The organism is Vibrio sp. RM-41-2B (assembly GCF_024744415.1).
In the GTDB taxonomy this organism is placed as follows: domain Bacteria; phylum Pseudomonadota; class Gammaproteobacteria; order Enterobacterales; family Vibrionaceae; genus Vibrio; species Vibrio diabolicus.
On sequence record NZ_JAMQWD010000037.1, the window covers coordinates 1 to 22947 of the forward strand.

23 protein-coding genes and 1 riboswitch are annotated in these 22947 nt (G+C 45.6%); of the genes, 7 read left to right on the forward strand and 16 right to left on the reverse strand.

The genetic code is table 11. The features are described from left to right. Positions 1 to 162: 162 nt before the first annotated feature. Positions 163 to 618 carry an RNA-binding protein gene (locus tag NB463_RS17240; RefSeq protein ID WP_046874612.1) on the forward strand — a complete coding sequence of 152 codons (456 nt, stop codon included), beginning with the start codon at positions 163 to 165 and terminating at the stop codon, positions 616 to 618. Here NB463_RS17240 and murI read toward each other — a convergent pair. From murI to btuB, 3 genes are read right to left on the reverse strand one after another with little or no spacing between them, the layout of a single operon-like run. After that, a complete protein-coding gene (murI, locus tag NB463_RS17245) occupies positions 581 to 1384 on the reverse strand; it encodes a glutamate racemase (RefSeq protein WP_258432261.1) in 804 nt (267 codons plus the stop codon). The two genes, NB463_RS17240 and murI, sit on opposite strands and share 38 nt — an antisense overlap. Before the next feature lie 40 nt (positions 1385 to 1424). After that, positions 1425 to 2108 carry an ATPase gene (locus NB463_RS17250; protein WP_104969913.1) on the reverse strand — a complete coding sequence of 228 codons (684 nt, stop codon included), beginning with the start codon at positions 2106 to 2108 and terminating at the stop codon, positions 1425 to 1427. A 60-nt stretch (positions 2109 to 2168) separates the two neighbouring features. Next, on the reverse strand, positions 2169 to 4004 hold the full coding sequence (gene btuB, locus NB463_RS17255; protein WP_152815620.1) for a TonB-dependent vitamin B12 receptor: 1836 nt from the start codon (positions 4002 to 4004) through the stop codon (positions 2169 to 2171). Between the two features lie 56 nt (positions 4005 to 4060). Next, positions 4061 to 4258, reverse strand: a riboswitch (cobalamin riboswitch). A gap of 186 nt (positions 4259 to 4444) precedes the next feature. Between btuB and trmA the strand changes: the two genes are divergently transcribed. Further along, positions 4445 to 5554 (forward strand): tRNA (uridine(54)-C5)-methyltransferase TrmA, encoded by a 1110-nt coding sequence (trmA, locus tag NB463_RS17260; protein WP_033907263.1) that lies wholly within the window; start codon positions 4445 to 4447, stop codon positions 5552 to 5554. Positions 5555 to 5619: 65 nt separating this feature from the next. Here trmA and NB463_RS17265 read toward each other — a convergent pair whose 3' ends face one another. Next, entirely contained in the window at positions 5620 to 5985 is a 366-nt protein-coding gene (locus NB463_RS17265) for a YijD family membrane protein (RefSeq protein ID WP_005378634.1), read from the reverse strand. After that, on the reverse strand, positions 5985 to 6626 hold the full coding sequence (gene fabR / locus NB463_RS17270; protein WP_005378632.1) for an HTH-type transcriptional repressor FabR: 642 nt from the start codon (positions 6624 to 6626) through the stop codon (positions 5985 to 5987). The genes NB463_RS17265 and fabR overlap by 1 nt, the downstream gene beginning before the upstream one ends. Before the next feature lie 263 nt (positions 6627 to 6889). On the opposite strand from fabR, the gene sthA reads away from it, so the two are divergent. Next, positions 6890 to 8320 carry a Si-specific NAD(P)(+) transhydrogenase gene (gene sthA, locus NB463_RS17275; protein WP_258432262.1) on the forward strand — a complete coding sequence of 477 codons (1431 nt, stop codon included), beginning with the start codon at positions 6890 to 6892 and terminating at the stop codon, positions 8318 to 8320. Between the two features lie 57 nt (positions 8321 to 8377). Here sthA and dinF read toward each other — a convergent pair whose 3' ends face one another. The 3 genes from dinF to lexA form a co-directional block, all read right to left on the reverse strand. Beyond that, positions 8378 to 9727, reverse strand: a complete 1350-nt coding sequence (dinF, locus tag NB463_RS17280; RefSeq protein ID WP_170892860.1) for an MATE family efflux transporter DinF — start codon at positions 9725 to 9727, stop codon at positions 8378 to 8380. A gap of 55 nt (positions 9728 to 9782) precedes the next feature. Further along, on the reverse strand, positions 9783 to 10577 hold the full coding sequence (locus NB463_RS17285) for a class I SAM-dependent methyltransferase (protein ID WP_005393777.1): 795 nt from the start codon (positions 10575 to 10577) through the stop codon (positions 9783 to 9785). A gap of 190 nt (positions 10578 to 10767) precedes the next feature. Beyond that, positions 10768 to 11391 (reverse strand): transcriptional repressor LexA, encoded by a 624-nt coding sequence (gene lexA, locus NB463_RS17290; RefSeq protein WP_005393778.1) that lies wholly within the window; start codon positions 11389 to 11391, stop codon positions 10768 to 10770. A gap of 368 nt (positions 11392 to 11759) precedes the next feature. On the opposite strand from lexA, the gene plsB reads away from it, so the two are divergent. Next, positions 11760 to 14186, forward strand: a complete 2427-nt coding sequence (gene plsB / locus NB463_RS17295) for a glycerol-3-phosphate 1-O-acyltransferase PlsB (RefSeq protein WP_053807606.1) — start codon at positions 11760 to 11762, stop codon at positions 14184 to 14186. A 67-nt stretch (positions 14187 to 14253) separates the two neighbouring features. Here plsB and ubiA read toward each other — a convergent pair whose 3' ends face one another. Both ubiA and NB463_RS17305 read right to left on the reverse strand, forming a co-directional pair. Next, on the reverse strand, positions 14254 to 15108 hold the full coding sequence (gene ubiA / locus NB463_RS17300) for a 4-hydroxybenzoate octaprenyltransferase (RefSeq protein ID WP_005393780.1): 855 nt from the start codon (positions 15106 to 15108) through the stop codon (positions 14254 to 14256). Next, positions 15109 to 15648 (reverse strand): chorismate lyase, encoded by a 540-nt coding sequence (locus tag NB463_RS17305; protein ID WP_080955994.1) that lies wholly within the window; start codon positions 15646 to 15648, stop codon positions 15109 to 15111. 161 nt (positions 15649 to 15809) lie between these two features. Between NB463_RS17305 and NB463_RS17310 the strand changes: the two genes are divergently transcribed. Then, entirely contained in the window at positions 15810 to 16220 is a 411-nt protein-coding gene (locus NB463_RS17310) for a flagellar basal body-associated protein FliL (protein WP_046874381.1), read from the forward strand. A 58-nt stretch (positions 16221 to 16278) separates the two neighbouring features. On the opposite strand, the gene glpG is transcribed toward NB463_RS17310, so the two are convergent. The 6 genes from glpG to ftsY all read right to left on the reverse strand — a co-directional run bounded on the left by glpG (position 16279) and on the right by ftsY (position 21821). Further along, positions 16279 to 17121, reverse strand: a complete 843-nt coding sequence (gene glpG / locus NB463_RS17315) for a rhomboid family intramembrane serine protease GlpG (RefSeq protein WP_170903530.1) — start codon at positions 17119 to 17121, stop codon at positions 16279 to 16281. After that, the gene (gene glpE / locus NB463_RS17320) at positions 17121 to 17441 is read right to left on the reverse strand and encodes a thiosulfate sulfurtransferase GlpE (protein WP_005378691.1); all 321 of its coding nucleotides are present in this window, start codon (positions 17439 to 17441) and stop codon (positions 17121 to 17123) included. Before glpE ends, glpG begins: the two co-directional genes overlap by 1 nt. 493 nt (positions 17442 to 17934) lie before the next feature. After that, positions 17935 to 18792: an RNA polymerase sigma factor RpoH gene (gene rpoH, locus NB463_RS17325; RefSeq protein WP_005378693.1), complete on the reverse strand. Its 858-nt coding sequence runs from the start codon at positions 18790 to 18792 to the stop codon at positions 17935 to 17937. A 177-nt stretch (positions 18793 to 18969) separates the two neighbouring features. After that, positions 18970 to 19938 carry a permease-like cell division protein FtsX gene (ftsX, locus tag NB463_RS17330; RefSeq protein WP_005393793.1) on the reverse strand — a complete coding sequence of 323 codons (969 nt, stop codon included), beginning with the start codon at positions 19936 to 19938 and terminating at the stop codon, positions 18970 to 18972. Next, positions 19928 to 20602: a cell division ATP-binding protein FtsE gene (gene ftsE / locus NB463_RS17335; RefSeq protein ID WP_005393800.1), complete on the reverse strand. Its 675-nt coding sequence runs from the start codon at positions 20600 to 20602 to the stop codon at positions 19928 to 19930. Before ftsE ends, ftsX begins: the two co-directional genes overlap by 11 nt. Before the next feature lie 22 nt (positions 20603 to 20624). Continuing rightward, positions 20625 to 21821: a signal recognition particle-docking protein FtsY gene (gene ftsY, locus NB463_RS17340; RefSeq protein ID WP_258432265.1), complete on the reverse strand. Its 1197-nt coding sequence runs from the start codon at positions 21819 to 21821 to the stop codon at positions 20625 to 20627. A 230-nt stretch (positions 21822 to 22051) separates the two neighbouring features. Between ftsY and rsmD the strand changes: the two genes are divergently transcribed. Further along, positions 22052 to 22651 (forward strand): 16S rRNA (guanine(966)-N(2))-methyltransferase RsmD, encoded by a 600-nt coding sequence (gene rsmD / locus NB463_RS17345; RefSeq protein WP_012841297.1) that lies wholly within the window; start codon positions 22052 to 22054, stop codon positions 22649 to 22651. 25 nt (positions 22652 to 22676) lie between these two features. Then, the gene (locus tag NB463_RS17350) at positions 22677 to 22943 is read left to right on the forward strand and encodes a DUF1145 domain-containing protein (protein ID WP_005378704.1); all 267 of its coding nucleotides are present in this window, start codon (positions 22677 to 22679) and stop codon (positions 22941 to 22943) included. Positions 22944 to 22947: the final 4 nt, after the last annotated feature.

Sequence of the window (22947 nt, forward strand, 5' to 3'; positions counted from 1 at the left end):
GGTCATTAGTTAGCCAAAAGCGTGATATTTGCATATTTCTTCGTCACATTTGAGACATATCACAGCAATTGGTTGGAAAAACACCAACCATATACGTAAGATTCATGTGTCTATTCTGTTAATGGACAATCGATCTCTTTATCACTATGTGTAGTAATTAAAATGACGTCTAAAAAAAATCTGATTTTATGTGCTGGGCTGGCCGTCGTTGGGGGAATCGTCTTCTCTCAAGTCACCATCCCACCAGCCTTGAGTTTTCTCATTGGTGTTATCGCTACTGCTTTTTTATTTTCATTTTCTAGCCAGACACCTTCTATTCAATCAACAGACTCGGATCCATCAACTAAAACTCTGTATGTCGGCAACCTTCCTTATAAGGCCAATGAGAGTCACGTTCGCGATTTGTTTGCTGAATATGGACAGGTCTATGCAGTACGCTTAATGAAAGATAAGCGCACTGGAAAAAGAAGAGGGTTTGGTTTTGTCGTGATGGCTGCGGCAGATGCCAAGCCAGCTATCGATAAACTTAATGAAAAGGAATATATGGAGAGAACGCTAAAAGTGAGAATTGCGAACGATCCTAAACACCCGGATGGTGGTAAACCAGAACAGGATTAAAACCTAGCTCCTTTAAACAAATGTTCAGTGCATCTTCCTGCCAAGGAGTTGCACTGGCATAAATCGACTTACTTCCCTCTTCCGTATCCTCAATTTCATCACTTAATAGTAATGCTTTTACTCGACGTGCAATGGCTGCACCCGAATCAATTAAAGTAACGTCCTCACCCAAAGCTTGATGAATTTCCTCTTTGATTAAAGGGAAGTGAGTACAACCGAGCACCGCAACGTCTACTTTATCGCGAAGCGGAAGCAGGATTTTTGTCAGTTCGTCTAGAGAAACGCTGTTGCCTCGCAACTTCTCTTCGGCCATATCCACCAAGCGAGTTGATCCCACCAGCTCAACTGGTTTGCCTTGCGCAAAGTCTCGTATTAGCTCTTGAGTATATTGACGTGTTACTGTCGCCGGAGTGGCGATCAGCCCCACCCCTTTTGATGCCAAAAGCGATGCGGGTTTAATCGCAGGGACAACACCAACAACGGGAATCGATAGATTTTCACGTAAGGAAGGAAGCACTATGGTGCTTGCCGTATTACAAGCAATGACAACAATGTCGACTTGGTGTTCTTCGACTAATGAAGAGACCAGTTGGTTAACTCGTGAAATGAGTACCGCCTGATCGAGTTCACCATAAGGGTAAGCCTGATTATCGAATAAGTATAAGTAGTCAAGATGCGGCAATAGGCGATGTATCTCTTGGAATACAGAAAGACCACCAACACCGGAGTCAAAAACTAGGACTTTTTTCTTACTTGCTACTCGCACGAGCCTTACCTAAAGAACAGAAACGTTGCGATCATACTGCTTAGATTTGTTTTGGCAATGCTTTAGCATGGTATCTTTGATGGCTGAATCTATCTCCAGATTCTACATCTCGCTTCGTCAGCTCGATATGCCCTTGAAAAGACGGCGAAGACGTGACCAGTGTGTGAAATTCACCATTTTCCCCACAGGGATCAATTTGACTTGGTAATGACTCTATTAGGACTTTGTCATACCAGCGACCACACCACTCTGGAGGGAGAACACTTCCGTCGATGGTGATCAACATCGTTTGAATACCACGCTCTATGATTTCCATCGCTAGTTTGTCGCTGCTCTCCCCTAATAGCGGAAAGACGCACTCCCAGCCAGCAGGTTCAATATAGCTGCGTCGGTACTCGGCAATGCCATTGCAAAACATATCGCCAAATGCGACAGCTTCTATATTCAGACCACTACTTTGTAATGCATTAACGATGGTCGATTGATAAATGTCGTTACTCGGAAAAACTTCAGGCAGTTCGATAGTAATGAGCGGAAGCGCAAGTAAGTCGGCTTGCATTTTTACAACCTCAAGCGGAGTTGCTTGGAAAGGGACTTCTTTCCCTACGTAAGTCGTGTACAAACCGACAACTTGATAATTTGGATTCTCGTTAAGGCGCTCAAGCGTTAATGTCGAATCTTTGCCACTGGACCAACTGATCACCACTTGCTTAGGTTTCGTCATTCGATTTTCCATCACAAAAATATTAAAAACCGCCCGAAGGCGGTTTGTGTTCATTCACGATTAGAATTCGTAGCCAACGTTTAGATAGTACGCTCGCTCCGCAGCAGGGTAACCTTTTGCCATCTCATACTCTTCATCAAATAGATTATCGATACGAGCGCTAATAGAGGTCGACTCACTCGGATAGTAAGTCACAGCCGTATCAACCAACGAGTAAGAAGAAAGCGTGATATCTTGTGAAGGCCAAGTGCTGTAATCCACATCTGGACGCTTACCGACGTACTGATAGCTAACCGACCAGTCCACTTTATCGAAGCTCACTAAAGCGTTCCACTTATACATTTCTTTAGCGCGGCGCTGCAACTGATGCCCTTTATCGTCTTCAGCATCTTTGTAATCCGCACTCAACTGGTGCTGCACAATCCCTGTATCAAACTCAGCAACAAGCTCCACACCTTGGATATGTGTTTCACCATCGACATTCAAATATTTGTATGTGGTTGGATGGTAATCGATAAGATTCGTGATTTTATAGTCATAACCCGTAACGGACCAAAAAACGCCTTGGACATCACCGCTGAATGCTAGCTCCCAAGCATCTGACTCTTCCGGCTTCAGATCTTTCTCACCGTATGTTGGGTCATACTGTTGATATAGGTTTGGAGCCTTAAACGCAGTACCAAAAGAAGCTTTAACCCCAAACTCTGGCACAAACTGGTAACCAGCCGCTAAGCTGTAAGTGAACTCACTACCGTATTCTTCGTTATCATCCAAGCGAGCACTGCCCTCAAGCATTGCTTTATCAATACTAGTGGTTGCCATACCAAACAGAGCGCCATTGGTACGATCAAACGTTTTATTCGCACTCTTGTCTTTGTAAGATTCGTTGCGCCAATCAATACCACCAGCAAACGTCGTATTGTTGTTTAACAAGTAACTGTTGGTCCACTGGACATTTTGCTGTTCAAGTTCATCTTCAGTACCTGAGTGTTTGCCTTTTGCTTGCTCATAGTTCCAAGACTTCTGTTTCTGTGCCGTTACTTGTAGTTCTGACATCACGTTACCAGACTGATACTTACCGCCCAGAGTGGCAGAAAGGTCGTCTTTTTCTGCTTCGTAATAACCGCGACTGCCGTAGCTGCTGTCATATTGATAAACATTTTCGTAAGCACGTAGGTTACCAAATACAGACCACTGGTCATTGAAGTTATGCACGTAACCTAGCAGACCATTCTTTGTATCAAAGCCATGGCGATCGCCGTCATTAACTCCCGGTACAGGACGAACGTTATAGCCATCATCACTTTCACTACCAAGCGCGATATTCAGTTGGCCGCTCTCTGTGACTTTAATGCCAGATGCCACACTCAATTCTTGGTAATCTAAGCTACCTAAACCAGCGCTTAACTTCGTTCCTTCTTCGTCAGCACGCGCAATGGTGATGATATTGATCACGCCACCAATCGCTTCTGAACCATAAAGTGACGCACGCGCACCACGCACGTACTCAATCCGTTGAACGTAAGTAAGTGGGATTTGGTTAAAGTCCACAGCGCCCTTCGCTGCACGCGCAAAACGTACGCCATCAACCAGTACTAGAACTTGGTCGGAACTGGTACCACGAACAAATAAAGACGCTAACTGACCACGACCACCATTTTGTGAAACTTGAATCCCCGTAAGACGGCGCAACACATCTGGTAGGGTTTTCGCTTGAATGCGATCAATGTCTTGTCGAGTAACCACTTCGACATCTGCCAACGTACGGCTTTCGGCTTGCTCAAAACGGTTTGCAGTAACAACGATGGTTTCGTCAGTGGAGGTTTCTTGGGCCTGTAGATAAGAGACAGGTGAAAGCAGCGATGCCAAAGTGATCGCCAGTGCGGATTTTCTCATTGTATTGTCCTAAATCGCGTAATTCCTTCCGAGCCCTGTCATCATGACAGTCCAGTGCTGTGGCTCAGTTGTTGGCAGGTATTCGGACTCAAGAGCACGGGTGTACCGCCTACTTGCTCGACTTCCCACATAAACTAATGCAGTGTCTGATGAGCGTTCGTTCTCTTTTACCGCTGCGCGTCAGTTCTGGATTCACACCAGATTCCCATTTCAGCCATCTAGATTGCTAGATAACACCAACTTGAGGCAAATATTATTCAGCTATTGATTATTTGTCCAGCCAATATTGCCCTTATAAGTTGTAACGTTTTGATTGATTTTGCTTTCTACTCTGTCTGTACGCACTATCTTTAAATCAATTCCAGTACAAAACTGGACATCCTATTGAGATTGAATAAAATCTGCGCTCTTAAATTGAATGCACCATAAAAGGTAAGATCATGGCTACTCTTGATGTAAACCCACAACGCTACCAAGAACAACTGGCTGAAAAAGTCGAACGTCTCACGGATATGTTCGCGCCATACAACATGCCAGAACTGGAAGTGTTTGAATCACCAGAGCAGCATTACCGCATGCGTGCTGAGTTCCGTGTTTGGCATGAAGGCGAAGATCTTTACTACATCATGTTCAACCAAGAAACTCGTGAGAAATACCGTGTTGACCAATTTCCTGCAGCAAGCCGTCTGATCAACGACCTGATGCCGCTATTGGTTGAAGCGATGAAAGACAACGACTCGCTACGTCGTAAACTGTTCCAGGTGGATTTCCTATCGACGCTAAGTGGTGAGATTCTGGTTTCACTCCTTTACCATCGCCAACTTGATGAAGAGTGGATTGAAAACGCAAAAGCCCTTAAACAGCGCTTAAATGATGAAGGCTTCAATCTAAACATCATTGGTCGTGCTCGTAAGATGAAGATTGTCCTAGACCGCGACTACGTGATCGAGAAACTCGATGTAAATGGTCAGAGCTACATCTACCAACAAGTAGAGAACAGCTTCACTCAGCCGAACGGCAAAGTCGCAGAGAAGATGCTGGAATGGGCGGTCGACTGCACCCAAGAAAGCACTGGCGACCTACTAGAACTTTACTGTGGTAACGGTAACTTCTCGCTGGCCTTGGCACAGAATTTCGACCGCGTCCTGGCAACTGAGCTAGCAAAACCATCGGTTGTATCTGCACAGTACAACATCGCCGCCAATAAGATTGATAACGTACAAATCCTACGTCTATCAGCAGAAGAGTTTACTCAAGCAATCGAAGGTAAACGTGAATTCCGTCGTCTACAAGATGCAGGCGTGGATCTGAAGAGCTACAACTGCAATACGATTTTTGTCGATCCACCACGTGCTGGGATGGATGTCGATACTTGTAAAATGGTGCAAGGTTACGAGCGCATCATGTACATCTCTTGTAACCCTGAGACTCTAAAAGAGAACTTGGACATTCTATGCGAAACACACAACGTGACGCGTTTTGCTCTGTTTGACCAATTCCCTTACACCCACCATATGGAAGCGGGCGTGCTATTGGAACGCAAAGCGTAACCCACCGCGTCAAATACAAAAAAAGCGAGCTCAATGGCTCGCTTTTTTAATTTGATTCGTTTTGCTTATTCCGCAGAAGTCTTCTTGCTGACAAAACCTAACTTCTTACCAATCCATGCGAGTAAGATCATTGAAACCATGATCGCAAAGAAGTTTGAGCCTGCTTCTGGGTATTGCGCTTTAATAAACGCAGAGTGACCAAACGCACCTACGAAGAAACACGCCAAGCCAACTAATGGGATATCTTCTGATACCGGATTATTTAGGTACTCTTGGTAAAGAGCTTGTACAGCCAGTACGAGTGCAATCAATGGGAAGATTGAAAACGATACTTCACTCATGGTCAACCATGACAACAAAGCATCACCACACATACCTGCAACCAGTGCCAAAATCAGCGTTTTCTTTTCAGATTTATTTCCATTCGACATTATTCTATCCCGCCTTTTAATCGGTTACGTTCACGTTCTTTGCGATACCAATAGGCCCCTTTGGCTATCATTCGCAATTGCATGATCAATCGCTCGGCGAGTTCATCGCGCTCACGTCGATCTAAATCTAAAGCTTCAGCCCCCGAACTGAAAACCAAAGTCACAGACGCTTCTGCTTGAGTATACGCCTCTTCTCTGGTCACGCCGGTGCTCATTAAATACTCGGTTAATTCTGCCGCAAAATGCTGGATTTCTCGAGCAACAGCGGTACGAAATTCAGCAGAAGTGCCGGAGCGCTCACGCAACAACAAACGAAAAACGTTCGGACTACTTTCAATGAATTCCATAAAGGTTTCGACCGAGGTACGAATTACGCTACCTTCTTTCACAATACGTTGACGCGCCTGACGCATCAGTTGACGTAGTAGCAAACCGCCTTCATCAACCATGGTTAAGCCTAGCTCATCCATATCTTTGAAGTGACGGTAAAAAGAAGTCGGTGCAATCCCTGCCTCTCGGGCGACTTCTCGCAAGCTAAGGCTGGAAAAGCTGCGATCCGCACTTAATTGACTAAATGCCGCATCGATCAATGATCGACGTGTCTTCTCTTTTTGCTGTGCGCGGATTCCCATCGATTTCATTCTTAACTTGCTCTTTTTCTGTAGGGTACAAGAGCCTCAATATAACGCAATTTGCTCCTACGGAGAAAGATATGTTGCTTCGCTCGCTCTGAGCGCCGAGAACGTTACTATTGGCATGCATCTAATTGCAATGTTCTCGATGCAATTTATAGACATACAACATACCAAATCATCCTTTTGGTCGATTCTGCGTGATCACTTCCACTCTCTAACAGGCATGACGTGTACCAATAGAGTAAATGAGTTAAAATCGCGCTAAAGCAATGTTAAGCAAATATAACAAGGAAGGCATCATGGCGCATGTTAATCACTATGACGTGATCGTAATCGGTAGTGGCCCTGGCGGAGAAGGGGCTGCAATGGGATTAACCAAAGCGGGACTGAATGTTGCCATTGTCGAGAAAGAAAGCAGTGTCGGCGGCGGTTGTACTCACTGGGGTACTATTCCATCAAAAGCACTGCGTCATGCCGTTAGCCGCATCATTGAATTTAATAGCAACCCGCTATTTTGTCGAAACAACACCAGCGTTCATGCAACATTTTCTGACATTTTAGGTCATGCTAAATCGGTCATTGATAAGCAAACTCGACTTCGTCAGGGCTTTTATGACCGTAACTCATGCACACTTTTGTTCGGAACCGCGCGATTTATCGATAACTACTCAATTGCAGTAATGCAAAGCGACGGCACAGAAGAAATCTATTCAGCGGATAAGTTTGTCATCGCGACGGGTTCTCGTCCGTATCAGCCTAACGACGTTGATTTCTTGCATGAGCGCATCTACGACAGTGATTCCATTTTGAGCCTGAAACACGACCCTCGCCATATCATCATTTACGGTGCGGGCGTTATCGGTTGTGAGTACGCTTCTATCTTCCGCGGTCTTGGAGTGAAAACCGACCTTATCAATACCCGCGACCGCTTGTTGGAGTTTTTGGATAACGAAGTGTCAGATGCGCTGTCTTACCACTTCTGGAACAGCGGTGTGGTAATTCGTAATGATGAGACCTATGAAAAAATCGAAGGCACAGAAGATGGCGTGATTATTCACCTACAATCTGGCAAGAAGATGAAGGCGGACTGCTTGTTGTATGCGAATGGTCGAACAGGTAACACCGATAAGTTGAATTTGGGTGCTGTGGGTCTGGAAGCGGACTCTCGCGGACAACTAAAAGTAAACCGTAACTACCAAACCGATATTGAGCACATTTACGCTGTAGGCGATGTCATCGGTTACCCTAGCCTTGCAAGCGCCGCTTATGACCAAGGGCGATTTGTCGCACAAGCCATTACGAAAGGTCAGGCAGAAAACTATCTGATTGATGATATTCCAACGGGTATCTACACCATCCCAGAGATTAGCTCTGTGGGTAAAACCGAGCAAGAGCTAACAGCTGCGAAAATACCGTATGAAGTAGGACGCTCTTCGTTCAAGCATCTAGCTCGTGCACAGATCGCAGGGAAAGACATCGGTAGCTTGAAGATATTGTTCCATCGTGAAACCAAAGAAATCTTAGGGATTCACTGTTTTGGCGAACGTGCCGCGGAAATTATCCACATCGGTCAAGCCATTATGGAGCAAAAAGGCTCAGCGAATACCATCGAGTATTTCGTCAATACCACCTTCAACTATCCAACAATGGCCGAAGCGTATCGTGTCGCTGCGTTGAATGGTTTGAACCGCTTGTTCTAATCTATGCTTCTTGATAGCAGACAGAAAAACAGCAGGCTTGGACCTGCTGTTTTTATATCAACATTGTGCTAGGAAGGTATCCTTGTGCCATTGGTAGAGAAAGATAACCCCTAAACCAATACCCCGCATCAACATAAAGCTCGTCATTGCAAACCACAGCGCGTGATTTTCCCACTCGGCGAATAAGTAAAAGACAACGAAGAAACTGCTGGTCGCGACAAACATACTATTGCGCATGTCTTTGCCTTTGGTTGCACCGACAAAAATGCCATCCAATAGAAAGCACCACATCGACGCAAGTGGCATCACCACCAGCCAAGGTAGATACACAGCTGCTTGCTGTTGTACCGCCTCAATTGAAGTGATCATTGCGATCAACTGCGATCCCGCCAAACCAAAGAGCGCGGTCAGTCCTAAGCAAATAACCAAACTCCAAAAGAAAGTGCCGACAAGCGATGCACTCAATTGTTGCCTATCTTTGGCACCAATCGCCTTCCCGACCATGGCCTCCATTGCATAAGCAAAGCCGTCCATGCCATACGAGATAATCATCAGGAAGCTCATCAGAACCGCATTTGCAGCGACAACCTCATCACCAAAGCTCGCGCCTTGGAACGTCATAAAGCTAAAAGCCGCTTGCAGACACAAGGAGCGTAAGAAAATATCGCGATTCAATTTCACGAATCGCCCTAAACCGTGTTGAGTGCTGGCTAGCAACTTTTGAGGTGATGGTAATTGCCTCTCTCGCCAGGTTTTCCAGACACACATGAGACCAAAACCCATGCCTGAGTAGTCAGCAATCACCGATGCCAGCGCAGCGCCTTCTACTTTCCACTCCAAACCAATCACAAACAACAAATCGAGGGCAATATTAGTCACGTTAGTGATGATCACCATCCACATTGGTGCTTTGGAATTTTGCGTTCCGAGCAGCCACCCCAACAACACAAAGTTCATTAGCGCAGCGGGGGCACTCCACACTCGGATAGAGAAATATTGCATGCCGTAGTGCTTCACTTCAGCACTGGCGTCACTCCAACCAAAGATCAAATCAGCAATCGGGTTATGGGCAATAAGAAAGACTAACGCAAACAGTAGCGCCATGAGTGAGCCTTGCATAAACACCAAGGCAAGTTGCTTTCGGTCTTCACCGCCATAGGACTGCGCCGCCAACCCAGTAGTCGACATACGCAAAAAACCAAGCAGCCAAAACGTCACGCTAATCATGGTGCTGCCCAACGCAACACCGCCCAAATACCAAGCGTGGTCTAGATGACCAATCACCGCAGCATCGACCAAACCGAGCAATGGAACAGTAATATTCGACAGCACCATAGGTATCGCTAAAGCTAAGACTTGGCGATGAACTTTTGGGTTAGATAAAGGAGAGAAGATTGAATTTGTCACAGGCACCTCATCAGTAAGATCGACGAGTGTACCTGAGCGCTTAACGACTAGCCAATTACCACTTGATGTGAACGAGGACTGGCGTGAGGCGATGCTTCAACATTGGAATCTTATTAAGCCAACGCTGCCAAGCTTTCCAACGAGAACAGAATCGATCGAATGGCGAAAAAGCTTTCACCCACTGTGCCCATGGTAACCATTGCAATATCTGTTCTGCGGGCGCTTCAAAGCCATGTGCATAGCGATCAGAGCCAAGCTTTTGTCCCCACTTGGTTTCCGTTAAATCTCCTGCCAGCACCATACACAGTTCAGCAGAGACAAAATGTCGACCCAAGGTTTGAATAAATTTCGCGACTTGACGCTCTGTGCAATCGAGCAGTGCCATTTCACATAAAATGAGTACCGGTGCTTGCTCTGGAATGGCTAACGTCTCTAGCCACGACATTTCATCCACACTGCCACAGCGATGTTCATAACGTTCATTTTTGTGGAACAAGCGCTGACGCCATACCAAATTTTCCGTCACATCCAGCTCTATCCAATGGCAGCGTCCATTATCCAAACGATAAAAGCGGGTATCCAGCCCAGCTCCGACATTGATAATCCAAGCATCGGGATACTGCTGTAAGAAGTGACTAACCTGCTGGTCACAAAGCTGGGTCAGCGTCACGTGCAGCAATTGCTTCTGCGCAATATCACCACTCAAACAATCCGGCGCCATCTTACAGCTCAAACACGCTTTAGCAGCTATCGGATCGTACACCAAGCCATTGTCGACCATGCTTTCACGGCTACGCAATAACAGTGGTTTTAATAAATGGTTAGGAACTTGATGTTTAGACTGAGACATGGGCATTTCCTGCGCCAGAGAGAAAACATAGACATTGAAATAGATGATAATGAATATCAATTACATTATCAAGCTTATAAATTGCTCAAAACAAACAAGGTCAGGATGATAAGCAAGCTTTTAGAGGAAGTAGAACAAAGAGAAGAGAAAAGACAAAACAGCCCAGATGAACTGGGCTGCTAAAACACACTTACATCCAATCGGTATTGCGAATAATACCAACGGCTAAGCCTTCAATCGTAAGGTGCTGAGACGTTAAGTCCACTTGAATTGGGGCAAACTCTTCATTCTCAGCATGCAGTAATATGGTTGAACCTTTGCGCTCCAAACGCTTCACAGTCACATCATCATCAACACGCGCAACGACAACTTGACCATCTCTCACGTCTTGGGTCTTATGCACCGCGAGCAAATCACCATCCATAATCCCGATGTCTTTCATACTTTCGCCATTTACACGAAGTAAGAAATCCGCTTGCGGTTTGAACATCGCAGGATCGACTTGGTAATGCGCTTCTACGTGTTCCTGAGCCAATATGGGCTCACCCGCAGCAACTTGACCAATCAAAGGCAAGCCCTGTTCGTCATTAGCGGCAGAGTCATCAAGTAGGATACGAATCCCACGCGATGCACCTGGGATAATTTCAATTGCTTGCTTACGAGCAAGCGCTTTTAGGTGTTCCTCTGCGGCATTCGCAGAGCGGAAGCCAAGCTCACGCGCAATCTCTGCACGAGTTGGTGGCATTCCGGTGTCATCGATTTTACTTTTGATCAAATCGAAGACTTGTTGTTGGCGTGGCGTTAACGGCTTCATGTCTCACCTGTCTTTTTATACAGTTAACTGTGAGTATATCCAGTAAATGCTCAAATGAAAACCCAATTGGTTGTTTTTTAATTTATTTGTGGAGTGCACTTCGTTTGCTGCCCAAGTTCATTATTCATGCGTTTAAAACATCGCCTTTTCAGTTAATCAAAGTAAAGCAACAACTTAGGAGTTCGACTAATTTACAGCCAATAAAATTAAAAGGTTTGACCAGTTTCTGGTATCCTTGCTGCGCTTAAATTTTATCGCCTAGGCTTATTTCTTTTGCCGTACTCATTTCTTTTTCTATAGAAGACATGCAAAGCGGACACTGAAATAAGGTTAGGCCTGTTTGAATACCTATTGAGGCTGTGAACTTTATGTCTTCTGGACAATCATTTTCACGTTCATTACTAAAACTACCTTTATCGGTACTGGTAAAGGGCACCACAATCCCGTCGAACCCGATTGAAGATCTGAATATCGACCTCGCTAAGCCGATTGTATATGCCCTACCGTTCCGCTCGAACGTGGATTTGCTGACACTGCAAAAACAAGCCATGAGCCTTGGTCTGCCTGACCCGCTCAGTCCGCTGGAAATCAATGGCAAAACGCTGAACCGTTTCGTCTTTATCGCTGCGCGTCCAACTGTGATGAACAACGATAATGATGTCCCAACCGACTCTGTCTCTCTGTTCTCTGACTTACTGGAACTGCATAAGCTGGATAGTGAGTTGGACGTTCAAATGATCCCTGCAACCGTGCTTTGGGGTCGTAAACCAGGTAAAGAAGAAAACCAAAAGCCTTACCTTCAGCCAATGAATGGCCCGCAAAAGGCGAAAGCGGTAATAGCAGCAGGACGCGACTGCTTGGTTCGCTTTAGTCCCGTGGTATCTCTGCGTTATATGGCAGACTCTCACGGTACCGACAGCGCAATTGCGCACAAATTGGCTCGCGTGGCGCGTATCCACTTCTCTCGCCAAAAACTTGCGGCTTCAGGCCCAAACCTGCCACAACGCCAAGTGTTGTTTGCTCGTTTATTAAAATCCCCAGCTATTGAACTGGCGATCGCTGACGAAGCCAAGAGCAAAAATATCTCGATTGATAAGGCACGTAAAGAAGCCCACGACATCATGGATGAAATCGCCGCCGACTTCTCCTACGGTCTAGTGAAAAACGGCGACCGCATCCTGAGTTGGCTATGGACAAAGCTGTACCAAGGGTTGCACATCAATAACGCCTCGACTGTGCGTCGTTTAGCGCAAGACGGCCACGAAATTGTGTACGTTCCGTGTCACCGTAGTCACATGGACTACCTACTATTGTCTTACGTTCTATACCATGAAGGCATGGTGCCTCCGCACATTGCGGCAGGCATTAACCTGAACTTCTTCCCGGCCGGTCCTCTTTTCCGTCGCGGTGGGGCGTTCTTTATTCGTCGTAGTTTTAAAGGCAACAAACTGTACTCAACCATTTTCCGCGAGTATCTAGCTGAGCTGTTTGCCAAAGGCTATTCAGTCGAGTACTTCAGTGAGGGTGGTCGTTCACGTACAGGTCGCTTACTGCAAGCGAAAACGGGCATGCTGGCTATGACCATCCAAGCAATGCTACGTGGTCTAAACCGCCCAGTAACACTAGTGCCGGTCTACATCGGTTACGAGCACGTAATGGAAGTAGGCACTTACGCGAAAGAGCTGCGTGGCAAACGCAAAGAGAAAGAAAACGCAGGGCTTGTACTGCGTACTCTGCGTAAACTGCGTAACTTTGGTTTGGGCTATGTGAACTTCGGTGAGCCAATTCAGCTCAACCAATACTTGAACGAGCATGCTCCTGAGTGGACGAAAGACATCGACAGCATGGGTGGTAACAAACCACAATGGATGAACCCTGTGGTCAACGACCTTGCTAATAAGATGATGACGCACATCAACGATGCGGCGGCAGCAAACGCGTTGACCTTATGTGCAACCGCACTGCTTGCTTCTCGTCAACGTGCACTTTCTCGTGACTCGCTGATCAACCAGATTGAGTGTTACTTAAAGCTACTCAAAAACAACCCGTACTCAAGCACCTCCACTATCCCTACCGAAAGTGCTGAGGAGTTGGTCGATCATGCAATTTCGCTTGATAAGTTCGTGATTGAAACCGATAGCATGGGTGACATCATTTCGCTGGATCGTAGCCAGTCGATCCTGATGACCTACTACCGCAACAACATCATCCACTTGTTTGCTCTGCCATCATTAATTGCTCAGATGATCATTCGTCAGCGCAACCTCTCGGTAGAAAAGATTCAAGCGAATGTCGCGCAAATCTACCCATTCTTGAAGAAAGAGTTGTTCTTAAGCTATCAAGAAGACGAGTTGGATGAATTGGTCGTTAAAACACTGCATGAGTTTGCCGATCAGAAAATGATTAGCCTCGATGGTGATAAGCTGGAGATCAATCAGTCGAACAACCAGCCTTTGGTTCTGCTAGGTCGTACAATCACGGAAACACTGCAGCGCTACTCTATCGCGATGAACTTGCTTGTTGCTTACCCAGAGCTCGGTAAATCGGACCTAGAACAGAAGAGCCAAGATATTGCTCAACGTTTAGGACGCTTACACGGTATTAATGCGCCAGAATTCTTCGATAAAGGTGTGTTTACCGCTATGTTCAATACGCTCAAACAGCAAAAATACCTCGATAACGATGGTAACTGTGACACGAAGAAAACGCAGCAATTTGCACGATTACTATTCACTCTGCTTTATCCAGAAGTGAAACTGACGATCGAAGAGAGTATTCATCAACTTCAGTCGTAACCGTTTTACCTTCTTCCAAAATAAGAAAAAAGGCATCCAATCGGATGCCTTTTTGCTATTTCTTCGCTTACCAAAATGCGACCAATAACCCTATCGCTATCACCATGCCAACATAGTTGTTGTTGAGGAAAGCCTTAAAGCACAACTCCCGCTCACGGTGACGAATTAAGTGCTGCTGATAAACAAACAACGACGCTGCAATCAAAAGGGTCCAGTAGTAACTTTGTCCCAATTGGTAGAACTGCCCTAACCAAACCAACATCGCGAGCGTAATCAGTTGCAACACACCAATAATAAGCTTGTCATGACGACCAAACAAAATTGCCGTCGATTTAATGCCAATCTTTAAATCATCATCGCGATCGACCATCGCATATTGAGTATCATAAGCAATGGTCCATAAAGCGTTAATCAGAAACACAAACCAAACTATCAGTGGTAGCTCCCCGGTTTGTGCAGCCCACGCCATTGGAATTGCCCAGCTAAACGCCAAGCCTAAAAAGAGCTGTGGAATATGAGTGTAACGCTTCATAAATGGATAAATGAACGCCAACACGATGCCAGCGAAGGATAGCTGAATCGTCAACGGGTTCATGGTCAGCACTAACAAGAATGAGCTGATACCCAAAACCAAAAATAATCCAATCGCTTCTTTTGCTGTCACTTTCCCTGATGGCAGTGGGCGTTGCTTGGTACGTTTTACATGGCCGTCGACTTTGCGGTCAGCAAAATCATTAATCACGCACCCCGCGCTACGCATTAGGAATACACCCAATACAAACACGATAAATACATCCCAACTCGGCATCCCTTGGGCTGAGATAATCAGCGCCCAAATCGTTGGCCACATCAGTAACAGTGAACCAATCGGGCGATCCATGCGCATCAGTTGCCAATATGCTTTGGCTTTTTCTGCGGACATTTACACTGTCTCCTTAGCGTAAACTGGTGAATTAGATAAGAATAACTCGGCGACCAGCATCGGTTTGTGATTCATCCACAACCTTGAGCGTCGCGCTAACAAACGTCCTTCTGGTACGGCTACCCATCCCATTTGCAAAGAGTCTCGCTCAACGTTGTCTGCGCTGAACACTGTTAGTCCTAATGGGATATCCCCTTGTTGAGCCAAATCATACTGCTGATCAACTAAGGTTGAGCGAGGAATTAATGTCCGTCCGATAACCCAGTTATCATTGTCACCACACAAAATTACCTCTCGCAGTAAGCAATCTTGTTCGGACAATAACTGGCTTTCGTCCTGTTTTAACGTCGCCGCAGTGACGATCTGATTTTGTAGCAATTCTACCGTTAATGCTTGGCAGTGTTGTTTTAAACGACGTGACAAAGACCCTTGCTCTTCAAGCCAGTGCTTGGCAAATTCATTTGGAAATTCGAATTCGTCGGGGTTTTGCCACTCTACTTCCAATAAAGAAGCAAGATAGAGTGATGTTGGCTGATTCATACTAGTATTCAATTGGAGGCTTTATGCGTACAATAAAGCAACAACTTACCGTCCATAGTAATGTATGTAACCGTAAGTTCCGTTATTTGTTATAGACGGCCCATTGTATCAAGACTGAAGCGATTCGAATATCGCGATCCAGAGAAAGAAAAGTTAGAAATATGTACAAACGTTATATAGCCCAAATTATTTTTGCGTTAACCATACTGTTCGCCGCACCAAGTTGGGCTGAAACGGAAGAAGCTGGACCTAAGTTGGCATACTTTACCCTTGAGCCTGATCTCACTACTAACTTTTACACCAAAGGCAAAAAGTTAGGTTATGTGCAAGTGCGCATCGACATCATGGTAATGAGCCAACAAGATTTATCGATTGTTGAGCATCACCAACCTTTGATTCGCGATGCAGTAATTGAATTACTGGGTAAGCAAACAGAAGATACTATTAAGTCCCTTTCTGGCCGAGAAGATCTGCGCAAAACCTTAGTGACGACCCTCAACGAAACACTTTTGCCCGAAACAGGTAAAACCATCATTGCCGATTTGTTGTTTACAAAATACCTTTACCAATAAACCCAAATCGTTTTGAACATAAAAAAGACCGCTCTTGAGCGGTCTTTTCATTTCAGCTTTAGGCTTGCTGTTGGTATTTCATCTTGCCTGAATCAAACAGCGCAATCGCCATCCCCGACAGTAAACCCACTAAGTGAGCGGTGTTTGCAATCGCCATGAACGGCTGCACAAAACCAAGAACTAACCATACCAACATAAAAACGATGATTGGCTTGGGTAGCGTAAGGCCTAAATGTGGCAAGCGGTAACCCAATATCCACAAATAGCCAAGCAGTGCATAGACCACGCCAGACAAGCCACCGAAGTTTGCCCCTTCAACATAGAATTGGCCAGCCCCAGAAAGCGCTGCTGATACTACAAAGAGTTGCAATAGCTTACCGGAACCGAGACGACGTTCGATGTCGCCCCCCAACTGCCACCACCATAGTAAGTTGAACACGATGTGAGTCACTGAAAAGTGCAGTAACGCATGACTTAGCCATCGCCACACTTGCCATTGTTGCCCCTCAAAGGCCGGGAAGTGCAACAACTTAAACACGCCATTGCCAAAGCCAAACATTTGTAACAAGTAGATGATGGTGCACCCCGTCATGATCAGCAAAGTCATTGGGCCTGCTTTTGCTTTGACCATGCTCATGATACTCGGGCTAGAATAATGAAATGTGCTCTTGCGAGTATCGGCAACGTCCCACGAGGCAGCGCTGTATTTTGAATCAGACGGGTTAGCAAGGAACAGCTTAAGTTCAGCTTCCGCTTCTATTTCATGTTGGCTATCGGTCAGCCACAGCGCAAATTGCCCATCCCCTTCTGGCATCATCTGGATATCAATCTTGCGAGAGGCCATATAATCAATAAAGGCTTGCGCCATACGTGGATTATTTAACGTTACCAATCTCTTCATTAACTTCTCACTATCGGTAGTTCTGCTCGGTGCCAGGCTTCAAAGCCACCATCCACACTGTACACCTGTTCAAAGCCTTGGTTAACTAAATATTGTGCGGCACCTTGGCTACTAATGCCGTGGTAACACATCACCAGAATAGGTTGTTCGAACTCCACTTCATCCATAAACGCAACGATCGTATCGTTAGTTAAATGATACGCGGACTCCGCATGCGCAACGGCAAACGATTGAGGGTCACGGATATCTACAAGCTTTGCATCACCCTGCTCGAGCAGCGCTTGCGCACCTTGTACATCGATATGCTTAAACTGATCCATTTACTTTCTCATTGTCTTATTAATATACCCAAGCAACCTCGAACCTAACGTGCTAATCAGCACCCGTGGTACAGCATAAAATCTATATTTGAAGCCGCTTGGGTATACTGCCGCTATTGTAACCTATCCAACGGCAAACTTAGACACATGGATAATCAGGGTTTTAAAAAGTGTACACATTCCAACCATTTGTGGATAAAGCTGTGAATTGCGTTGATAAAGTGTATTTGGATCTTTTGATCCACAATATGTAGTGATGATCCTGATCTAACTGTGTGTATATCTATAACTATCCCCAGATGGAAAAGTGCTTGAATCCCTTATTTTGTCCGGGTTTCGAACAATTGATAAATAATTACTTCACAGAGTTATACACAGGTAGCACATAAAATATGGATCGCAAACGCTATCGATTTTCGATCGACAATAAAAAAGCCGAGATCACATGATCTCGGCTTTCTATGAAAATCTTACTTTCAATTAGCAGTAGAACTTAAAATTCACCCACAGCCAATTTTAGTTTCTTCATTGCGTTTTTTTCTAGCTGACGAATACGCTCGGCAGAAACACCAAACTCATCAGCTAAGTCTTGCAATGTTGCTTTCTCATCATCTAACCAACGAGAACGCACGATGCGCTGACTACGCTCATCCAAACTCGCTAATGCATGACCCAAGCGGTTGTTGGTGTGCATTTCCCAGTTTGCAGCTTCGATGTTGTCAGCCACATCAGACGATTTGTCTTCTAGGTACAGCATCGGCGCTGTGTAAGCGTTTGAGCTGTCGTCTTCATCAGTTGGCATATCAAAGGTTGAATCCACCGCCGCTAAGCGTGATTCCATCTCGCGAACTTCAGAAGGCTCAACACCTAACTCACGCGCAACGGTTTCGACTTCACCGTTGTTAAACCAACCCAAGCGCTTTTTCGACTTACGCAAATTGAAGAACAACTTACGTTGCGCTTTAGTGGTCGCAATTTTCACGATACGCCAGTTACGTAGCACGTATTCGTGGATCTCTGCTTTGATCCAGTGGACAGCAAAAGACACCAAGCGAACCCCTACTTCTGGGTTAAAACGCTTAACGGCTTTCATTAGACCGATGTTACCCTCTTGCACAAGGTCCGCCATTGGCAAACCGTAGCCAGAGTAACCACGAGCAACGTGAACAACGAATCGTAGGTGCGAAAGAATTAGACCTTTTGCAGCCTCAATCTCACCTTTGTAGTGTAATCGTTCTGCCAGCTCACGCTCTTCGTCTGCAGTCAGCATTGGGTAGCTGTTTACTGAGCGAATATAGCTATCAAGGCTATCTTGCGTGACTAGAGCCATCGGATACGCTTCTTTTGTCATTCAATTCCTCATCAATCTCTGATCTGGAGCATTACATTGCAAATTTAGCTTCGATATCTTGAACTCAAAATGAACAAGTTTCAAGAAGGGGAAGCAATTATCCATAAACATTCGGTCTAAACAAGGGATCCAGATTAGCTAGTGCTAATAAAATCCAAGTAGTAAGACCTTCATCACTTAAACTGGTTCAATTTCTTTTAAATGTCGTTGCGCCGAAAAGCGCGCCGCAATGCATCCCAAAAGACTACCAATGATGATTAATAGCAAAGATTCATCCCAGCTTAGACCAATCAGGCGAAACTGGCTGTCGTACAATGCAGCAAGATCTTCCACCGCACTATTCATAACAATGGTCACTAAAGCCGTTACCAACCACGCGATGGTGGCACCTAATACGCCAAACCACATCCCCGTGTACAAATAAGGGCGCAGAATAAAACTGTCCGTTGCACCGATCAGTTTCATGGTTTGAATCTCTTCTTTATTCGCCAGCACATTAAATCGCAACGTGTTGCCAACGATTAAAAATACCGCACCGAGCATCAACACTGTCAGAGTAATGACAATAATACTCGCGAGAGTTTTGATCGCATCAAGACGCGCCAGCCAGTCTTCGTCAAGTCTCACATCGGTCACGTCTTGTTGCTCTCGAACGTCTTTGGCTAATGACTGAATATCACTTTTTAGCTCCGAGGCTGGCGTAATCACCAACACACCGGGTAGCGCATAGCCACTTAAAAGGCTGATAGCCTGATCGAATCCTGCATATTGGCTCAAATCAGACAGACCTTGCTGTGGAGAAATATATTCTACTTCTTTTACCAAAGGCCAAGTTTCAATTTGATCTTTGAGAACCATCACACGTGCATCCGGCATGCCTTCTACTAAGTAAGCACTAACTTGCGAGGGAGATGCCACATCTTCCGCTGCCCCCGCAACGTTTTTCCCCAATAGATACAAACAAGCTGGCATGGCAAGTGCCATGGAGATGACCGCTAGGGTCAGAATGTTGCCTAGTGGTCGTTGCCATAAGGCGCTAAAAGAGGATTTAGCTTGTTTTGCGTGGACAGAGAAAAAACCATCGGTATTCGCACGCTTGGCACTGCGGCCTTTCCCCTTCTTTTGGGAGTGCTTGTTACCTGCCATAGTCTTCTACCTCACTTAGGAAGCCTTGGTTTAATTCAAAATGACGATACTGTGGGCGAGTGTTTACTAACCCCACATCGTGTGTGGCGAGTAAGATGGTCACTCCAGCACGATTAAATTCTTCGAACAAACGCAATACGCGATTGGATAGTTCGGGATCGAGGTTACCTGTCGGCTCATCAGCCACCAGCAACGTTGGTCGATTGACCACGGCACGGGCAATACCGACGCGTTGTTGCTCACCACCAGAGAGTTGGCTCGGCAGGCAACGAGCCTTATCAAGCAAGCCAGTTTTATCTAACGCCGCAGAAACGCGGCGTTTGATTTCGTTTTCAGAAATCGATTCGATGCGCATCGGCAGAGCGACATTGTCGTATACGCTGCGATCCATCAGTAGACGATGATCTTGAAAAACAATCCCAATATTGCGGCGCAAAAAAGGGATGTCTTTGCTTGGAATGCGCGTGATATCGTGACCATTAAAATGGATTTTTCCATCGGTTGGGCGCTCTATCGCGCAGATCAATTTCAGCAAGGTACTTTTACCAGCCCCGGAATGCCCGCCTAAAAACGCCATTTCACCGCGCCTCAGGTGAAAATCGACTTTTTGCAGTGCTTGTCGACCACCTCGGTAAGCTTTGCTCACTTGCTGAAATTTGATCACCGTTGATTTCCTCTAACTCTTTTTATTCTTCACGACTAAACAGTGCGTCAATAAACTCTTGAGTTTCAAATGGACGCAAGTCTTCGATACCTTCACCCACACCAATGTAACGAATTGGAATACCAAACTGATCGGCAATAGCGAAAATTACGCCGCCTTTCGCTGTACCATCCAGCTTAGTCAAGGTAATCCCGGTTAGAGGGGCAACATCACTGAAAAGTTTCGCTTGGCTGATGGCATTTTGCCCTGTACCTGCGTCTAGCGTCAGCATGATCTCGTGTGGTGCAGAGTCATCAATTTTCTTCATCACACGTACAATCTTACGCAGCTCTTCCATTAGGTTCGCTTTGTTCTGTAGACGACCCGCGGTATCGGCAATCACAACATCCACACCACGTGCTTTTGCCGCTTCAATCGCATCATAGATAACAGAAGCACTGTCTGCGCCAGTATGTTGAGCAATCACAGGAACATTATTACGTTCACCCCACACTTGTAGCTGCTCAACCGCTGCGGCACGGAAAGTATCGCCCGCTGCAAGCATCACTTTTTTGCCTTGAGTTTGGAACTGCTTGGCAAGCTTACCGATGGTCGTGGTTTTACCCACGCCATTTACACCAACCATTAAGATGACGTAAGGCGTTTTGTTGCTGTCGATTTCTAGTGGCTGTTCGACTTTAGAAAGAATCTCAGCCATTTCTTCTTTCAACAAACCATAAAGGGCTTCGCCGTCTTTCAGATCGCCACGTGTGGCTTTTTCTGTCAGGTTGTTGATAATTTTTGTTGTGGTATTCATGCCCACATCAGCAATAAGCAGTTGCTCTTCTAGCTCTTCAAATAAGTCTTCATCGATTTTCTTACCGCTGAACAGACCGAAGAAGCCAGCACCGATGTTTGCTTTTGTGCGGCTTAGGCTGCGTTTGAGGCGAGCAAAAAAGCTCTCTGTTGGCTTTTCTTGTTCTTGAACGCGAGGTGCAGCAGGCTCTTCTGCTTCTGCTTCTGCTTCTGCTTCTGCTGGGGCAGCCTCCGCTTTTTTCGATTCTTCTTCAAGTTCTGGCGTTGCTTCCGCTTGCTCAGCAGCCGCGTCGGTTTGCTGCTCTTCAGAAGGCGCTTCCACTGCTTCTTCTTTTACTGTTTCTTCAGTTTTTGGTTTTGGGCTTTGTTCTTCGTCACCAAAACCTAGCCACGAAAGTAATCCGCGCTTCTTTTTTTCCGTCATCTGGGGCTATCCTAGATTGTTCTTTTATCTATTAATGACTCTTTTTTGACAAGATTATTATCTGTCTAAAAAAGGCTAATGACAAAGTTGTGAAAACTTTCCGATTAGGTAATTCTAATCTTATTAGTGTTACACTCTGTCATCTTGAATATTCTGGGCTGTATCCAAGCTCCAAGCTCACGGCTTGGGCGATTAGATATAGTATCACTTTATTAGCGGTCAAAAAATCTATGGTAAGACGTCGCCAGCAAAACTCATCACAAAAAAAGCCAACAACGGGCTTTGTTCGCATTATTAGTGGCTTATGGAGAGGCAGAAAACTTCCTGTACACGATGCTGAAGGCTTACGCCCAACGACCGATCGCGTCAAAGAAACGCTATTTAACTGGCTGGCTCAAGATGTGCCGCAAGCAAAATGTCTCGACTTATTTGCCGGCTCCGGCGGCTTAGGCTTTGAGTCGGCTTCGCGCCAAGCAGAGCAAGTGACCATGGTCGAGCTGAATCCACAAGCTTTTCAGCAATTACAGAAGAACGTGGCGTCTCTTAACGCGAACAACATCCAAGTAGTGAATACAGATGCCTTGAGCTTTTTAAAACAGCCGGGTACTGCGCATCATGTGGTGTTTATTGACCCACCTTTTCGTAAGGGACTATTGGATGAAACCGTGGCTCTGCTAGAACAAAATGGCTGGCTCGCGGAAGACGCGATGATTTATATTGAAACAGAAAAAGAACTCAATATTGCCGACTTACCAGAAAACTGGCAGTTACATCGAGAAAAAACAGCAGGCCAAGTGAGTTACCGTCTATATGAACGTACCTCCGCATAACGCCTCGATTTAAAAGGACACTTAAATGAAAGCATTAATTATGCTGGCCAAAGCGGCTATCGCCTTTGTTTGGTTAGTATTGATCCTCAATATATTTATGCCGTTTCCCGGCAATGCCGCGATTGCGCTGTACATCATGACCGCTTTTTTGTTCATCATGCACGGTTTGCAAATGGCCATCTTCATTGGCGCATTTGGCGACAAAATTAAAATGAGCAGTTGGGAAAAATATTCCATCCTGATCTTTGGTATTTTTGCCCTGCTTGATATTCGTCGTAAACACATGATGTAATCGC

Bases quoted from the DNA above. Each gene is read 5' to 3' on its own strand.
- NB463_RS17240 (WP_046874612.1), top strand. From the start codon at position 163: ATGACGTCTAAAAAAAATCTGATTTTATGTGCTGGGCTGGCCGTCGTT.
- NB463_RS17250 (WP_104969913.1), bottom strand. From the start codon at position 2,108: ATGACGAAACCTAAGCAAGTGGTGATCAGTTGGTCCAGTGGCAAAGAT.
- btuB (WP_152815620.1), bottom strand. From the start codon at position 4,004: ATGAGAAAATCCGCACTGGCGATCACTTTGGCATCGCTGCTTTCACCT.
- trmA (WP_033907263.1), top strand. From the start codon at position 4,445: ATGGCTACTCTTGATGTAAACCCACAACGCTACCAAGAACAACTGGCT.
- NB463_RS17265 (WP_005378634.1), bottom strand. From the start codon at position 5,985: ATGTCGAATGGAAATAAATCTGAAAAGAAAACGCTGATTTTGGCACTG.
- fabR (WP_005378632.1), bottom strand. From the start codon at position 6,626: ATGAAATCGATGGGAATCCGCGCACAGCAAAAAGAGAAGACACGTCGA.
- sthA (WP_258432262.1), top strand. From the start codon at position 6,890: ATGTTAAGCAAATATAACAAGGAAGGCATCATGGCGCATGTTAATCAC.
- NB463_RS17285 (WP_005393777.1), bottom strand. From the start codon at position 10,577: ATGTCTCAGTCTAAACATCAAGTTCCTAACCATTTATTAAAACCACTG.
- lexA (WP_005393778.1), bottom strand. From the start codon at position 11,391: ATGAAGCCGTTAACGCCACGCCAACAACAAGTCTTCGATTTGATCAAA.
- plsB (WP_053807606.1), top strand. From the start codon at position 11,760: ATGTCTTCTGGACAATCATTTTCACGTTCATTACTAAAACTACCTTTA.
- ubiA (WP_005393780.1), bottom strand. From the start codon at position 15,108: ATGTCCGCAGAAAAAGCCAAAGCATATTGGCAACTGATGCGCATGGAT.
- NB463_RS17305 (WP_080955994.1), bottom strand. From the start codon at position 15,648: ATGAATCAGCCAACATCACTCTATCTTGCTTCTTTATTGGAAGTAGAG.
- NB463_RS17310 (WP_046874381.1), top strand. From the start codon at position 15,810: ATGTACAAACGTTATATAGCCCAAATTATTTTTGCGTTAACCATACTG.
- glpG (WP_170903530.1), bottom strand. From the start codon at position 17,121: ATGAAGAGATTGGTAACGTTAAATAATCCACGTATGGCGCAAGCCTTT.
- glpE (WP_005378691.1), bottom strand. From the start codon at position 17,441: ATGGATCAGTTTAAGCATATCGATGTACAAGGTGCGCAAGCGCTGCTC.
- rpoH (WP_005378693.1), bottom strand. From the start codon at position 18,792: ATGACAAAAGAAGCGTATCCGATGGCTCTAGTCACGCAAGATAGCCTT.
- ftsX (WP_005393793.1), bottom strand. From the start codon at position 19,938: ATGGCAGGTAACAAGCACTCCCAAAAGAAGGGGAAAGGCCGCAGTGCC.
- ftsY (WP_258432265.1), bottom strand. From the start codon at position 21,821: ATGACGGAAAAAAAGAAGCGCGGATTACTTTCGTGGCTAGGTTTTGGT.
- rsmD (WP_012841297.1), top strand. From the start codon at position 22,052: ATGGTAAGACGTCGCCAGCAAAACTCATCACAAAAAAAGCCAACAACG.
- NB463_RS17350 (WP_005378704.1), top strand. From the start codon at position 22,677: ATGAAAGCATTAATTATGCTGGCCAAAGCGGCTATCGCCTTTGTTTGG.